General features: G+C 46.9%; 12 protein-coding genes and 1 pseudogene. 6 read left to right on the forward strand and 7 right to left on the reverse strand.

Annotated features, from left to right (window positions below; genetic code table 11):
- The first annotated feature begins 271 nt into the window (after positions 1 to 271).
- On the forward strand, positions 272 to 550 hold the full coding sequence (locus JOC27_RS00005; RefSeq protein WP_205004940.1) for a hypothetical protein: 279 nt from the start codon (positions 272 to 274) through the stop codon (positions 548 to 550).
- 83 nt (positions 551 to 633) lie between these two features.
- On the opposite strand, the pseudogene JOC27_RS00010 reads toward JOC27_RS00005, so the two are convergent.
- Positions 634 to 1,227, reverse strand: a pseudogene (locus JOC27_RS00010) (manganese efflux pump); the annotation flags it as partial.
- Between the two features lie 161 nt (positions 1,228 to 1,388).
- Here JOC27_RS00010 and JOC27_RS00015 point away from each other — a divergent pair.
- The 4 genes from JOC27_RS00015 (at position 1,389) to JOC27_RS00030 (ending at position 5,450) form a co-directional block, all read left to right on the forward strand.
- Entirely contained in the window at positions 1,389 to 2,174 is a 786-nt protein-coding gene (locus JOC27_RS00015) for a methyltransferase domain-containing protein (protein ID WP_205004941.1), read from the forward strand.
- A gap of 250 nt (positions 2,175 to 2,424) precedes the next feature.
- Positions 2,425 to 3,219, forward strand: a complete 795-nt coding sequence (locus JOC27_RS00020) for a TIGR00266 family protein (protein WP_205004942.1) — start codon at positions 2,425 to 2,427, stop codon at positions 3,217 to 3,219.
- Between the two features lie 92 nt (positions 3,220 to 3,311).
- On the forward strand, positions 3,312 to 4,262 hold the full coding sequence (locus tag JOC27_RS00025; RefSeq protein WP_205004943.1) for a hypothetical protein: 951 nt from the start codon (positions 3,312 to 3,314) through the stop codon (positions 4,260 to 4,262).
- Between the two features lie 42 nt (positions 4,263 to 4,304).
- Positions 4,305 to 5,450, forward strand: a complete 1,146-nt coding sequence (locus JOC27_RS00030) for an HAD family hydrolase (protein ID WP_205004944.1) — start codon at positions 4,305 to 4,307, stop codon at positions 5,448 to 5,450.
- Between the two features lie 323 nt (positions 5,451 to 5,773).
- Here JOC27_RS00030 and serA read toward each other — a convergent pair whose 3' ends face one another.
- The 3 genes from serA to hisC form a co-directional block, all read right to left on the reverse strand.
- Positions 5,774 to 7,378 carry a phosphoglycerate dehydrogenase gene (serA, locus tag JOC27_RS00035; protein WP_205004945.1) on the reverse strand — a complete coding sequence of 535 codons (1,605 nt, stop codon included), beginning with the start codon at positions 7,376 to 7,378 and terminating at the stop codon, positions 5,774 to 5,776.
- Complete coding sequence (locus JOC27_RS00040) at positions 7,371 to 8,528, reverse strand: pyridoxal-phosphate-dependent aminotransferase family protein (protein WP_205004946.1); 1,158 nt, start codon at positions 8,526 to 8,528, stop codon at positions 7,371 to 7,373. Before JOC27_RS00040 ends, serA begins: the two co-directional genes overlap by 8 nt.
- Before the next feature lie 521 nt (positions 8,529 to 9,049).
- Complete coding sequence (gene hisC, locus JOC27_RS00045; RefSeq protein ID WP_205004947.1) at positions 9,050 to 10,132, reverse strand: histidinol-phosphate transaminase; 1,083 nt, start codon at positions 10,130 to 10,132, stop codon at positions 9,050 to 9,052.
- A 536-nt stretch (positions 10,133 to 10,668) separates the two neighbouring features.
- Here hisC and JOC27_RS00050 point away from each other — a divergent pair.
- Positions 10,669 to 11,511, forward strand: a complete 843-nt coding sequence (locus JOC27_RS00050) for an SIS domain-containing protein (protein WP_205004948.1) — start codon at positions 10,669 to 10,671, stop codon at positions 11,509 to 11,511.
- A gap of 242 nt (positions 11,512 to 11,753) precedes the next feature.
- Here JOC27_RS00050 and thrB read toward each other — a convergent pair whose 3' ends face one another.
- From thrB to JOC27_RS00065, 3 genes are read right to left on the reverse strand one after another with little or no spacing between them, the layout of a single operon-like run.
- Positions 11,754 to 12,674: a homoserine kinase gene (thrB, locus tag JOC27_RS00055; RefSeq protein ID WP_205004949.1), complete on the reverse strand. Its 921-nt coding sequence runs from the start codon at positions 12,672 to 12,674 to the stop codon at positions 11,754 to 11,756.
- On the reverse strand, positions 12,671 to 13,735 hold the full coding sequence (thrC, locus tag JOC27_RS00060; protein ID WP_205004950.1) for a threonine synthase: 1,065 nt from the start codon (positions 13,733 to 13,735) through the stop codon (positions 12,671 to 12,673). The genes thrB and thrC overlap by 4 nt, the downstream gene beginning before the upstream one ends.
- Before the next feature lie 4 nt (positions 13,736 to 13,739).
- Entirely contained in the window at positions 13,740 to 15,026 is a 1,287-nt protein-coding gene (locus JOC27_RS00065; RefSeq protein WP_338062743.1) for a homoserine dehydrogenase, read from the reverse strand.
- Between the last annotated feature and the right edge of the window lie 52 nt (positions 15,027 to 15,078).

Below are 15,078 nucleotides of genomic sequence, written 5' to 3' on the forward strand. Positions count from 1 at the left end.
ATGAAGAGAATTGTGTATTCTTATCCATGCGTAGTCCTTTATTTTTGGATTTGGATAGGAATCACCTATTCTTCCATTATAAAGGATTTTTTTGTCTAGAAACCATATTAATTTTGAACATTCATAGTATTATGAATGGTTTGAATAAATTAGTGAAACGCTAGTATGCAGGCATGAACAGAGAAATAACAGTTCTTGACGGTTATTTGCAGGCATAAATTAATAGCAAAGCGGATGATGAATAAGAAAGATACAGAGAGCGGGTGATGAAATGTTCGGAACGGGGTTGATTCAGGAGCTAATCGTCATTGTCGTTATCTTGGGTCTCACTCAAACGACAAAAGTGCTGTTTCGCACACATAGCTGGATGACTCTGGTTACGGCATTCGTCATCAGCCTCGGCTGTTCCGCTTTCATTGATAGCCAAAAACCGTTGCTTGTATTTATTTTCTATGTGATGCTTCACGCACTCACAGCTGTTGGGTTGTACGCAACGTTGAAAACGATGATGGTTTGGTATCGGAATCATAAAAATGAATCTTTTCGCTGACTTATTGAGTGACCCGCAGACGTCGTTCCCCTTTGGCTTTTACTGCGCTCTTTCCTTCGATTTGTATCCTGCTACCTTTTGGCTTACATGGATGATGAAACGATTGAGTAGATTCCGATAGTGATCATCAGGCAGGCAGCAAGGTATTCTGATGCTTTGCCGATATTCGAACGCATTCCTTTCAATCCCAACCACTGGCCGCAACCGACGGATAGAAATGATAGAATACTCACGAAGCCGGCCACAAGCAAAGGTGGAAGTCCGCCCATACCTGCGCCAAAAGCTGTCCCCATTGCATTCAGCGACAGGGCGATGCCAAGAAAAAAAACTTCTCCTATTTCAATCAAGTTATCCTGGTTCCTGTCGATGTCTTCAGCTTCAGGCATAGCGGCGGCACTGCGATTTTTTATTGTATCACCGAGCGACCAGAGACCAATTAGCAAAATAATCGCACCGCCAAGGATTTCTGGCAACGTTTTTGGCAATGCCATCCCGAGCGATTTTCCAGCAATCAAGGCAGCATCGGCGATAATGAAAGCAATAAAGGCAATAAATAAATTGGCGGTATACGTTATTTTCTTTCCCTTCGTTCCATATGAAAGCCCGACCGCAAAATTGTCAATACTTGAAGCGATTCCGATGAACAGGATCATCAGCCAGTGCATGTCAGTCATCCTTTCCGCTCGTTCATGATTTTATTTTTCCTGAAGATTAACAGACCGTCTAAAAGGCATAGTATGTTAAAATAAAAAAGTGGTTCGCGGCGAAAAAGAGTGGGATTCATTTAGGCTGCGACGTTCGCGCGGCCGACAGTACTCTGTTGAAAACGGGTGATTAAGTGAAAATCGGCGATCAGGAAGTTTATGACGGCACAGCCTATTATTATTTAAAATACAGAGGACAGTACAGCAAACAGCTAATTCGGATGATTGCTGACATCTGCCATTTGAATGGGAGCGGTCGGCTGCTGGATTTAGGCTGTGGAACGGGTAAGTTAACGTTTCCGCTGATTCCGTATTTTAAAGAGTCCATAGGTATTGATATCAGTTCTGATATGCTGCAGAAAGCGGAGAGCCAGGCAGAACTACTGGGTTTGTCGCTATCCAGTTGGGTTCGGATGCAATCCGAGGATTTGGATCCGGCATCCGGACCGTATCAGCTGATCACATCCGGGGATGCGTTTCACTGGATGGATCGAGAAAAGGTACTGTCGCTCAGCTATCAATTGCTTGCGCCAGGCGGTGCGTTGGCGCTCGTCGGACAGGGGCATATGCTCGGCAACCATTCAGAACTATGGCAGCAAACGGTTCAAACAGTCATTACTGAATGGTTTGGCGATAAAGCCGGGCGTCCCGTCGAAGTTCAAGAATCGCATGAACATTTGCTCGCCCGATCGGCGTTTAAAAAAATACAATCGGGCAACATCTACACAACGCGAAAACGCGATATTCATTCGATTATCGGCTATCTTTACTCCACATCCGGTTGCCATAAGGAATATCTCGGCAATAAGGCACCCCAGTTTGAAAGGGAACTAACGGAGCGGCTCAAAGAAATAAATCCGGATGGTGTTTTTATTGAGCCCGTGAGAGAATATTATATCATTGCTTTTAAGAAGGGCTAAAAATTGGAATTAGAATCTGAGGCTAGATGGCCACGCCACTGAATTCAGTGAACGCTGTAAGCGCAGTGATGGCATCAAATATGGCTGAATCCAAAAACTTTTGAATAATAGGCACTGTTAAAATTTAATGTTGATTTTTATGACAAAAGGTATTGTGTGAGACGCCTGCGGCAAGCCAATACTGGCCAATAAATTGATTAATAACAGCAACACACTTTAACAGAGTCAAATAATACGAGGAGGCGTATCAGTGGAGAATCACGAAATTGATTACAAAATTGAAGGCGAAGAAATGCAATTCGTCGAAGTGGAACTTGATCCGGGTGAAACAGTGATCGCTGAAGCCGGCAGTTTCATGATGATGGATGACGGTATCGCCATGGAAACGATTTTCGGAGATGGAAGCAGTCAAAATGATGGATTGATGGGGAAATTATTCGGCGCCGGCAAGCGGCTGCTGACCGGTGAAAGTTTATTTATGACCGCCTTTACTAATGAAGCTGCCGGTAAAAAGCATGTTTCGTTCGCATCGCCTTACCCAGGAAAAATCATTCCGCTAAACCTGAATCAGCTAGGCGGTCGAATGATTTGTCAGAAAGATGCTTTCTTATGCGCGGCAAAAGGCGTCTCAGTTGGCATCGAATTTCAAAAGAAATTGGGTACCGGATTCTTTGGTGGAGAAGGCTTCATCATGCAGAAGTTGGAAGGCGATGGTTTGGCATTTGTTCACGCCGGCGGCATGATTAAGACGATTGACCTTGAGGCGGGGGAAACACTACGCGTTGACACGGGCTGTCTCGTTGCAATGACAAGCGATGTCGACTACTCCATTGAATTTGTGCGCGGTGTTAAAACAGCATTGTTCGGTGGTGAAGGTTTGTTTTTCGCAACATTGCGCGGGCCGGGCCGTGTATTGGTACAGTCATTGCCTTTCAGCCGGCTGGCAAGCCGCGTCTTCAGTGCAGCGCCGGGTAATCCGTTTGGCAGAAGCCGCGATGAAGGTAGCATTACTGGTGGGCTTTTCGATCTATTTGACGGACGCTGATGAAGTGAAAGCCGCAATGTGAACAGCAGTCCGTAACACCTATAAATGACGCAGGGTTTACTCGCTGCACCTTGCACCGGGAGTTGTATGCTATGGATGATGCATCATCAAGAAAGAAGAGTTTCAAGCTGATTTTCTGGCTGACTGCTGCCAAACTGGCATTTATATTGCTGACTGTAGCTGCCGGTATTTGGGTCATTTATCTTGTGACCCATACCGCGCAGTCGGACAAACAGGCGGTTTCCTTTGGACGAATTTATGGGAGCGGGTTTGCTCCGCGGAGCGACACGTTCTCGATCGCATCGTCTTCGGGCCTATATCGGTACAGTGGCGGTACATGGCAGAGAGTATCCAAGAGAGAAACAAACGGGAAGATACAATTTTTGCCTGTTCGACAAGGATGGCTTGAAGTGGATCCGGTAAGCAATCGGGTTATTATTCGAAATTGGACAGGGGGACGTATTGGCAGTTACTCACTGGCAAATTCACAAAAAGGATTTTGGGCCGCGTCTTATCAGCAAGCATATGTTGTCCGTTTGACCGGAGATTCTGGACACTACACGATTGACCAGATAGCGCCGGACGGAACCGTCAAACAGACATTGCACCTTCGCTCAATTCAAGGCAAAGCGCAAAGTATCGCGCTGCACCCGACCAACAATCGTTGCCTGGCAGTCGCGACGCGTGATGGACTCTATGTGACTGAAGACGGCGGCGTACACTTTAAAAAATTTTTTAAAGGGAAAGACGTAACCAGCGTTGCCTTCGGCTTTGCGAAACAACCGCTGATTTATGCCGCATTATTTGATAAACAGAGCAAAAAGACAGCGTTATACACCGTGTATCTTAGTCATCAGAACACCATCAATAATCTCGATTTAGCGACTGTCGAAAGTGATCGCGTGACTCAAGTGGTAACCCGTTCGAATCACCCGCATGAGATTATTGTTCGGACAAGCAACAACGATGCATACCTGACAAATAATTATGGAAACAATTGGATAATCATTGCCCATAATGGGCGGGGACTGGCTTCAAAGTAATCGTATGATGAATTTGTTAAGAGGCGAGGGATAAAAAAGCTGATGATTCGTACAATTTTATTTGATGTGGATGGGGTTTTCTTAAGCGAGGAGCATTATTTTGACGCTTCCGCATTGACGGTCTGGGAATTATTGAATAGCCCGAATTATCTTGGTTTAAGCGGCAAAGACAGTTTTTCGACACACTATGCTAAGGAACAAATTGCATCGATCCGCTCTAAGGTTTTTGTGGATGATAAAATCCTGAATCATTTAAAATCACGCGGCATGAATGCAAACTGGGACATGATCTATGTAACGATTTCGGTTCAGTTGCTGGAGTTAACGGCTCAGCTGCCGGAGCCGGTCAGAAATCAGGCGGTACTGCTTTTCCGTCAGCCGTTGACGCGTGCGACGCTAGATACCCTGCGAGAAATGTTTCGTAAAAATCCGGTGACGCCAGATTATCAAGCCGTTCTTGCTGCTTATCAAGACACCGATGTTATGAAACAGGATATTATCCTTTATTTAAATACGATCGCTCGTCATAAACTTGGCATTGCTACAGATGTGTTTCAGCCGAAAAGCGAGCTCTGGCATATTGGTGAACATTGCTCACAGGAATGGTATGTCGGCGATGCAAACGTGTTGCAGTCGACCGGCTCGCCTTCCGTACAGCCAGGAAAGGAAGGATTCCTTGCCGCCGAAGAAACACTGGTGAGTCCTTTGATGGTTCAGACTATGTTCCAATCCTTCTCGGATCAAGGAATCTCGGTTGGTATTGCGACCGGACGTCCTGCTCTGGAAACTTATCAACCTTTCCGCTACCTGGGTTGGCTCGATTTAATCGACCAGGAACATATCGCAACTGCGGATGACGTCCTTCAGGCAGAAAAACACTATCATGCCGCACCACTCGCCAAACCGCATCCGTTTACCTATTTATTGGCGTATCACGGAAAGGCTAGCGAGGTCAAACGTTGGACCGCACGTGTACCGGAACATTTGACGGACGACCGAGAGACGCTGATTGTCGGCGATTCGCTTGCTGACTTGCTCTGCGCCCGCCAAATTGGTTGCCGTTTTGCCGGTGTTTTGACCGGACTCTCGGGCAAAGAGGCGCGGAGCGAACTTGAGGCCAACGGAGCAGACTACATATTGGATTCGATCGCTGACGTGCCGGATTTAATTGAAAAATTGAATGGATGATTGTCTGAAAAAGCCTTGATCTTCGAGAAAAGGCATTGAGACCTGATGAATGGATCATAAAAAGCCCCCTGAAGCTAGTTGCTAGCTTCAGGGGGCTTTTTCAAGAGATAAGAAAGAATAAAGTTTTTCGCACAAAAATGCAGCGAAATGCGAGACGCCTGCGGGAAAAGCGAGCCAAGTGAGACCCCGCAGATTTAACCTGTTGGAGGATACGCTTGGTGCCCGCGGCAAGCGAACACATGGCAATTAAATGATTGAAAACAACAACAGACTTTAACAGAGCCTATTCAATAAGAAAGGCAGCAATAAGCGCCGCGTTTCGTTTATTTTTCGGCTTGCGGCATATCAATTTCGGCAAACTGCGCATCGTGCAGATCCGGCAGATCCTTAATCTGCTTTAGCGTTGCTTCCGGAACGGCACGATCAACCGTTAGAATCATTACCGCTTCGCCGCCAATCGTCTGTCGGCCAACATACATACTACCGATATTGATCGATGCTTGACCAAGCGTCGAACCAACGTTGCCAATCATGCCAGGAACGTCGGCATGGCTGATATAGAGCAGGTAGCGTTCCGGCTCCATATCAATACGATAGCCGTTAATCGAAACAATTCGACCGCCGAAGCCAGGCAGATAGGTGCAGGCAATCGTCGCTTTTTCATCATCATGAATGATTTCTAGTTCGATAAAATTCGTAAAGCCTTTATGAGCAGCATTTTTTTGAACACTATAGGCGAGACTATGCGCCTTGAGCACCTGCATCACATTAACAATGTTAATTGATGTGTCGAGGTAATACGAGAGCAGTGCCTTAATCATTTGCCGTGTCAGTAGTCCGGTGTCTTCAAGGAATAGCTCACCGTAATAATTGATTTTAATTTTCTGTGGCGCTTTTTTAAAGAGCTGCATGAGTAATTCCGCCATTTGCTCGCTCAGCGTCAGATAGGGCTGGATTTTCTGCTGAACCGCTGCCGAAATACGCGGTAGGTTGATTGCATGCTGCACACCGCCAGTCATGAAGATAGAAACAATTTCTTCGCTGACTGACTGAGCGACCTTTTCTTGAGCTTCAGCTGTTGACGCGCCGAGATGCGGTGTGACGATAATGTTCGGATTCTGCGTCAGGCCAGTGTTTTGCGGTGGTTCTTGTTCAAAAACGTCAATCGCTGCGCCGGCAACATGACCACTGTTGACAGCGTCGACGAGATCTTGTTCATTAATAATACCGCCGCGGGCGCAGTTAATAAAACGGACACCTGGCTTGGTTTTCGCTAAAAATTCGGCATTTATCAGGCCATGCGTTTCCGGCGTCAGTGGGGTGTGTACGGTGATGAAATCTGCTTCCCGGGCAATCGTGTCCAGGTCCGCCTTAATAATGCCCATCTTCTTTGCCCGATCCTCGGTCAAGAATGGATCATAGCCGAGAATTTTCATATCGAAGCCTTTAGCCCGCTTCGCCACTTCGGTGCCGATACGGCCCATGCCGACTACACCAAGTGTTTTTTGGTAGAGCTCAACCCCCTTGAAAAGCTTGCGTTCCCATTTTCCGGAATTGAGCGACTGCCATGCCCGAGGAATATTGCGAGCGAGCGCGAGCATCATTGCTAGCGTATGCTCGGTCGCAGCCATCGTATTTCCGGATGGCGCGTTAATGACAATAATTCCTTTCTCAGTCGCAGCATCTAAATCAATATTATCAACGCCGACGCCGGCTCTGGCAATGACTCTCAACTGGTCCGCCGCCTGAATGATGGCCCGTGTGACCTGAGTTTGGCTACGAACGATCAACGCGTCATATTCAGGAATCTGACTGATTAATTCAGCTTCTGAAAGGTCGGTTAACTGCGTCACCTGAAAATTGCTGTTTGACGTTAGGGCATGAATCCCTGTTTGGCTAATTGGATCGGTAACTATGACTTTATACATGCTTGAGCCAAACCTCCTCAGCTTTTTGCACAGCAACGCCTAAGTGATTGACTTCACCCTGGCGGACAAGTTCGATCTCGAGCGCGCTGAGCACTTTCAATATATCGAATGGTGTACAGTAGCCCATATGGCCGATTCGGAAAATTTTTCCTTTCAACTGTTTCTGGCCACCGGCAACAGTAATAGAGTAATTCTTTTTCAGCGCCTTTTGCAGAACAGATGCTTCAACGGCTCCGGAACAAATGGCAGTAACCGTCGGTGAAGCATCTTCATCGCTGGTCAAAAGCGGCAGGCCAAGTGCACGGATACCCGCGCGAATCATGTCGCGCAGCAGGTAATGGCGGCGAACGACATTTGCGAAGCCTTCTTCTTCAAACATCGCGCAGACTTCCTGCGCGCCGGCAATCAGCGAAACAGCAGGCGTGAATGGCGTGGATTTTTGTTCTTCGTAAGCTTGGACATAACGGTTTAGATCCAAATAAAAGCGTTTCGCTGTTGCTTTGCGGATCGCTTCAAGACCACGATCACTGAAAGCAGCAAACGCAAGACCAGGAGGTAGCATGAGTGCTTTTTGTGAACTCGTGACGAGCAGGTCGATATGATCGGCTGTCATGTCGACGGACACGCCGCCGATACAGCTGACACCATCAACAAGAAACAATGCATCCGATTGCTCGGCAACGACTTTGCCTAGTTCATGTATTGGATTGAGCACCCCGGTTGAGGTTTCGTTAAATGTCGCAAAAACAGCTTTGATCGGCTTGTCCATCGTCTTCAAAAAGCTTTCCAGCTGATCAGGCGTGCATGATTTGCCCCATTCAATATTTAATCGGTGCACATGAATCCCATATGTTTCAGCAATCGTAGCGAGACGGTCACCGAAAGAACCGGCAACGATTGCGACAGCATGCTCACCTTCGGAAACAGTATTGACTACAGCGGCTTCCAGTGCCGATGTCCCGCTGCTGGTCAGCGTGATCACCGGATGACGGGTTCCGAATACCGGCATTAACCGCGTGGCAACGTCTTCGATTAACACTGAAAAATCAGGACTGCGGTGACCGATCATCGGAGCGGCCATAGCAGCGTTGACGCGGGCCGGTACAGGCGTTGGTCCTGGTGTGAAAAGATATTTCTGATCTAAAAACATGTGATTCATCCCTTCCGTTTCTCTAAATCTTTCGCAAAGATAGAGGTTGCAGGCAACAATAAGAAACTGAGACTTCGACACTTTCTAGGAAGCTGACGAGGCTGCGGTATCTGTACCCGTATTTTTCGCCATTTCCGGAAAAAATAAAAACGTCCCTTGCAGTATGCCTTCATACTGCAAGGGACGTTGCTGACGTGGTGCCACCCTTTTTCGCCGGACCAATCAATCAATGATTCCGGCCTTCATTAGCGATAACGGCGCTGCCCGGATTGACCTATTGCCGTCCATGGACGCGGGTTCAGTCAATCTGTTCTGAAGTGCTAAGCATCGGAAGGAACAGGCGCCGGTTCTCAGCATTGCCGGTTCTCTGTAGGACGTTCGCTCCCAAGCTCTTGTCTTCATCATCACATGCATCTTTTATTGATTTAATATTGTGACCAAATTGTAGCAGGTTCCGTTTATTTTGTAAAGAAAAAATTTTTTAATGTTTTCTGAAAGATAATAAAAATGGCTATTTTTTATCAAATATTTTTCGCGTTTTTCTGCCATGCATCTGCTAAAAGCGGCAGTAGTCGGCGCATATCCGTCATTGTACCGAGCGTGATCCGTAGGCCAGTAGGAAACGGATTAACAAGAAAGCCGCCAGCACGTAGTTGTTCTGCAATTTCTGCCGCCTTTTCCGTCTTGACGAAGATGAAATTCGCCTGCGTCGGATAAAAATCGATCTTTTTTTCACTCAGATAATCGATAGTCATTTGCCGAACTTCCTGATTTTTGCGTACGCATTCCTTTAAAAATTTCTGATCATTAAGCGCTGCAACTGCGGCTATTTGGGAGATCTGAGGGTTGTTGAATGGCGGGCGTACCTTTTCAAGTTCATTGATGATTTTGGGATCGCCGATCGCATAGCCTACCCGGAAGGAGGCAAGACCGTAGGCTTTTGAGAACGTGCGCAGGACAAGAACATTCGAGTGCTCACGCATGATCGCCAGGGCATCCGGAAAATCGTTACGGTCCGCAAAGTCCATATAGGCCTCATCCAGGAGAACAATCACATCCTCCGGCACATGCTGAATAAAGCGGCGCAATTCACTATCGCTTAAACAAGTACCGGTTGGATTGTTCGGGTTGCAGATCCAGACAAGCTTTGTCTGGTCATTAATCGCTGCCAGCATACTGTCTAGATCATGCCTACCCTCTGCATTGCAAGGTATTTTTTGCGTGGCCGCACCCTCAATCAGTGCATGACTGTAATATTCGTAGAATGTCGGCCAAGCCATGACAATATTGCTATTGGCATCGAGAAAGGTACGGCTGATCAACACAATAATCTCGTCGAGACCGAGTCCGAACAAGAAACTATTTTCCTCAACCCCGAGTCTGGCGCTGAGCGCGGTTCTGAGCGCGCTGTTTCGACAATCAGGATAGAGTGAAGGATTCAGAAAGCTTTCAGTCAAAGCCTTTGTGACAAGAGGTGAAGCACCATATACATTTTCGTTACAATCGAGCTTGACCACCTGTTCCAAACCATATTTCTTTTTTATTTCATCTAGAGAGGGACCAGGATTAAAAGCTTTGAGCTGTGCAAGATTTTTCTTAAACATATAAAGATTCCCCTTTCACTTTAAAACTTCATTGTGATAAATCGATGAAATCTGTGTAAAAAAACTCCCTGCCGAAGCAGAGAGTTTTTTTTACACTTTGGTCGCATGAAATCGCACGGAGACAGTGGGATGCTGCGAGAGCCAAAGATCCGATTATTCCAAATTGCATTGATAGATATCCGGAACACGTCTCTAAATTGACGCGCGAGGCCTTATTCTCATGACTCTTCGGCACTTAAATATTTGAATTATCTAATATATTGATTTAACATAAAAAAATTAATCATCAGAATCTTTCTTAATTAAAACACGAACAAGAGAAAAGGTAAAGAGACGAATTGATTCCTGAAGCGAAGGGCGTGCTCAATTTGTAAGAATTATCACGCCTTAAATCACTGGAAATAGATTTCTTGATGAATGACGGATTAGAAAAATAAATTTGTTTTTTAAAAAAATAGAAAGCGATTACAGAAAATTATTTTCAAATGAAAGCGTTTGATGTACAATAAAAATATGAAGAAGGGGAGGGAATTCAGGTGACAGAAGATCAGTGTTTGATAAGGATTCAATCCGCGTATCCACATTTAAGCGAGAAAGAACAGAAAATTGCCGATTATATTCTCGAACATCCGGAAGACACGGTTCACAGCAGTATAAACCAGCTTTCCGCGCGAATTAATGTTGCCGATGCAACGGTTTTCAGGTTCTGCAGACGCCTTTCATTTAAGGGCTTTCAGGAGATGAAAATTATTCTCGCAGCTGATATTGCTCAAAAAAAGGTGGATGCACCGAATCAGAGCCGTTTTAAAAATGATGATGTGATGGATTTGGCGCAGCATGTTTTTCAGGATAATATTCGTACTTTGGAAAATACATTTCAAATTTTAAACAGCGATTTGTTTCGGCAAGCCGTTTCAATTCTGAGCCAGGCCGAGCGTATTGCGTTCTTCAGTAGCAGCGGATCCGCGATGATCGCTCAGGAAGCAAACCGCAAGTTCATTCGTGCCGGTCTGTCGGCTTTTGCACCAAGCGATGGTGAATTTCAACTACTTGCTGCAAAAGGTATGAAAGTGGGCGACGCAGCCATCTTTCTTTCCTATTCCGCTGCTGATAAACATTTGCTGCAAATCGCTAAAATGGTTAAAGCGAAGGATTGCCCGGTCATCGGTCTGACCGGATTTATGAAATCTGCACTAAGTGATTTGATGGATGTTTCGCTGCATACCGTGTCGGTGCCGACAGATTATCGCTCGGAATCTTATGTTGCTCGCGCGGCACAAATCACGCTGATTGACGCGCTCTTTGTCAATGTGTTGCAAAAGAAGAGCAATCGTCCGCAGGCACCGGAAAACCACGATCTGGCACGCGCCATTTTGTGATTTATTGAGAAATAGAAAGATTTTTGCATGGTGAAGATGGTGAGACACGTGGCGCTGATGCCAAATTCCTGCACGTTCACTATTCATCTCAATGCGAGTGGACAAATAGAAAAATGACGTATAAGAGAACAAGAAGCAAGGTAAAGAAGAAGAAAAACCCCCAACCGATGCGGAGACGCAAAGAAAAAACCTCCTTTTCAGCAATAGATTCTGCTGAAAAGGAGGTTTTTATGTACCGTTTTTTAATCGCGGTCGGGCTGCGGATTGAAACGACCAATATCTTCAGGCGAAACGGGATGAAGAACACTGCATTCATAATTAGGGAAAGCCTCTTGCAGCGCTTGTTGGATACGGCTGCTGTCCTCACGTCGTGAAAGTGCCATTAGCGTCGGCCCCGCGCCGCTCAGAAATGTCCCAAAAGCGCCAGACGCGCGGGCAAGCTGCGCGGTCAAAGGATAGTGTGGTAAAAGACCTGCTCGAAAGGATTGGTGGAAACAGTCACTTTCCATCATTTTGCCGGCCAATTCACCATTATGACTTAATAAGGCGCAGATCAGCACGTTAGCCACGCTGCTACCCTCAATCGCCTGTTTATAGGGCAGCGATTCCGGGAGCACGCGCCGAGCGTCGCTTGTTTTCAATTCGAAATTGGGAATCAGTGTGACAAAATCAAAGTCAGGTGACGGAAGACAGACTGAATCTACCGAGGTTTCCGTCTGATGCGAGACAACGAGACCGCCGTACAGCGAGGCAGTCACGTTATCCGGATGGCCCTCAATCTGGCAGGCTATCCAAGACTTATCCGCCAGCGTCAGGCGCAGACGAAGCAGCTGATTGGCTAATTCAATTCCGGCAATGATCGCGGCGCCGCTGCTACCCAGACCGCGCGAGAGTGGAATGTCACTATGAACAGTGACCGAGCAAGCTGGAAGTTGCCGATTTGCGCGCGCTGCCACTCCGCATGCGGTTTGATAGATTAGATTGCCGCTGACCGGCGGATTAAAGTCTGGCTGGTCGATGTACTGAAAAGACCATTTTTCTGCCGGTGCCACGTCAAGAGTGAGAAAGCGATCAATCGCCATGCCGATTGAGTCGAAACCTGGGCCGAGATTTGCCGTGCTGCCGGGAACCTTTATGCACAAAGGGACCTGGAATTCACTCATCGCGTAACCTGGTTGTTAAAGTGATCCACGACCGCTGATTTGTCAGCTGAAATGATCGTTGGTTCAATTGTTAGCATATCCATTGCCGTTGTCGGGTCTTTGAGTCCGTTGCCGGTTAGTATACAAACGACACGTGATCCTTTTTGGATTTTCCCTTGTTCGATATGTTTGAACAGGCCGGCGAGCGAGGCGCAGGAGGCGGGTTCAGCAAAAACACCTTCCGTGCGGGCCACTCGCTTATAAGCGGCTAAGATTTCGTCGTCTGTCACCGAATCAATTTCGCCATTTGATTCTTTTTCGGCGGCAACGGCAAGCTTCCAGCTCGCCGGGTTGCCGATACGAATCGCGGTTGCAATCGTTTCTGGATGTTCAATCACTTGATTTTTAACGATGGCGGCTGAGCCTTCCGCTTCAAAACCGTGAATTTCAGGAGGAGTGACCTGTTGCTTGTCGCGCAGTTCTTTGAACCCTTTCCAATAAGCAGAAATATTGCCGGCGTTGCCGACTGGAATGCAGAGAATATCCGGGGCTGCGCCACCGAGTTGCTCGACAATTTCATAAGCGCCGGTCTTCTGACCTTCCAGTCGATAAGGGTTGATCGAATTAACGATTGTATAGTCGGAGTTTTGTCCAGTATAGCGAACAATATCAAGCGCTTGATCAAAATTGCCGTCAACTTCGAAAATCTGCGCGCCGTACATTACGGATTGCGCCAATTTTCCGAGTGCGATTTTTCCTTTAGGGATAACGATCAGGCAGTCCATGCCAGCACGCGCACTATATGCAGCCGCCGAGGCCGATGTATTGCCTGTCGACGCACAGATGACGCCTTTGCTGCCGCTTTCCTTTGCTTTAGCGACGGCAAGAAACATACCCCGGTCTTTAAAGCTACCCGTCGGATTCAGTCCTTCGAATTTGGCGTAAATGGTACAACCTGTTTCCTTGGATAAGCGGTCGAGCGGAATCAGCGGTGTATTACCCTCAAGCAGCGTCAGCCGCGGTGTTTTTTCTGTTACTGGCAGTACATCCTGATACTTGTCCATAAGACCTTTCCAAACCATGAATTTAACCCCTCTCCACACGATAATATTTGGCATTCAAGACGACGTCCATTTTTCTTAGCACGTCAAAAGAGCTTTCAAACAAAATTTTGTTTGTTGTATGGGTGATAATTGAAATCTCGGCGATATCCTTACCGACGATCGGCTCTTGATACAATTTCTCTAGACTGATTCGCTGCTCTTTGAACAGGTCGGTTAACAGCGAGAAAGAACCGGGTTCGTCTTTCATATGCAGGCGGACGAAAAACTGACTCTCAATCGAATTTTCTTCGCGATTGTGCATCTCTCGCCGTGGCAGGAAGATGTGGTTGCCAGTAACGCCGAGATTCATATTGCGAATCACTGCGAGCAGATCGGAGAGAACAGATACAGCTGTCGGTCCTTCACCAGCGCCCGGTCCGTAGTACATCGTCTCGCCAAGTGTTGAACCGTAAACATAAATGGCGTTGTTTTCATTGTCAACCGAGGCGAGCGGGTGTCCGTTCGGTAGGAGTGTTGGTTCGACACGGACATCGATCGCACCGTTATTAACTTCAGAGACACCAACAAGTTTAACCGTATAGCCGAGTTTTTGTGCATAGACGATATCCTCACGCGTGACATCGGTAATCCCCGTAATCTTAACGTCATCCATACGCACGGGAATGGAAAAAGCAAGATGACTGAGGATGACCATTTTTCGCGCAGCATCCAACCCTTCAACATCTGAAGTTGGATCGGCTTCGGCAAAGCCGAGCGATTGCGCCGATTGGAGCGACTTTTCATAGGAGAGTCCTTCGTGGCTCATTTGACTCAGGATATAGTTCGTCGTACCGTTGACAATTCCAATTAATTTGACAATCCGATCGGCGGCGAGACTGTCAGTTAGGGTCCGAAGAATCGGGATACCGCCTGCCACACTCGCTTCATAAAAGAGATCCTTTTTGCTTTTTCGTGCTTCAAGAAGCAGTTCTTCCCCATAGGAAGCCATCAGGTCTTTATTGGCCGTTACAACGTTCTTCTTATTCTGCAACGCGCGCAGAATATAACGATATGCCTTATCAACGCCGCCGATTAATTCGATGATAATATCAATCTCCGGATCATCGAGAACATCAGAAGCATCCGTGGTCAATATCCGGCTGTCAATCAAGACTTTGCGTGGACGGTTTTTATTGCGAACGAGCACTTTCTTTAGCTCTATGGAACAGCCCATGCGTGCTTCCAGTCGTTCTTTTTCCTGGGTGAGCAGGCGAACCACACCGGTTCCGACTGTCCCAAAGCCGAGCAAACCAACAGACACCTTCTTCAAAACCATCACTCCTCAGAAGACTTCAAACAGATAAGAAAAGTACGGCAGACAT

The sequence above is a fragment of the Sporolactobacillus spathodeae genome, from assembly GCF_016908935.1.
Lineage (GTDB): Bacteria > Bacillota > Bacilli > Bacillales > Sporolactobacillaceae > Sporolactobacillus > Sporolactobacillus spathodeae.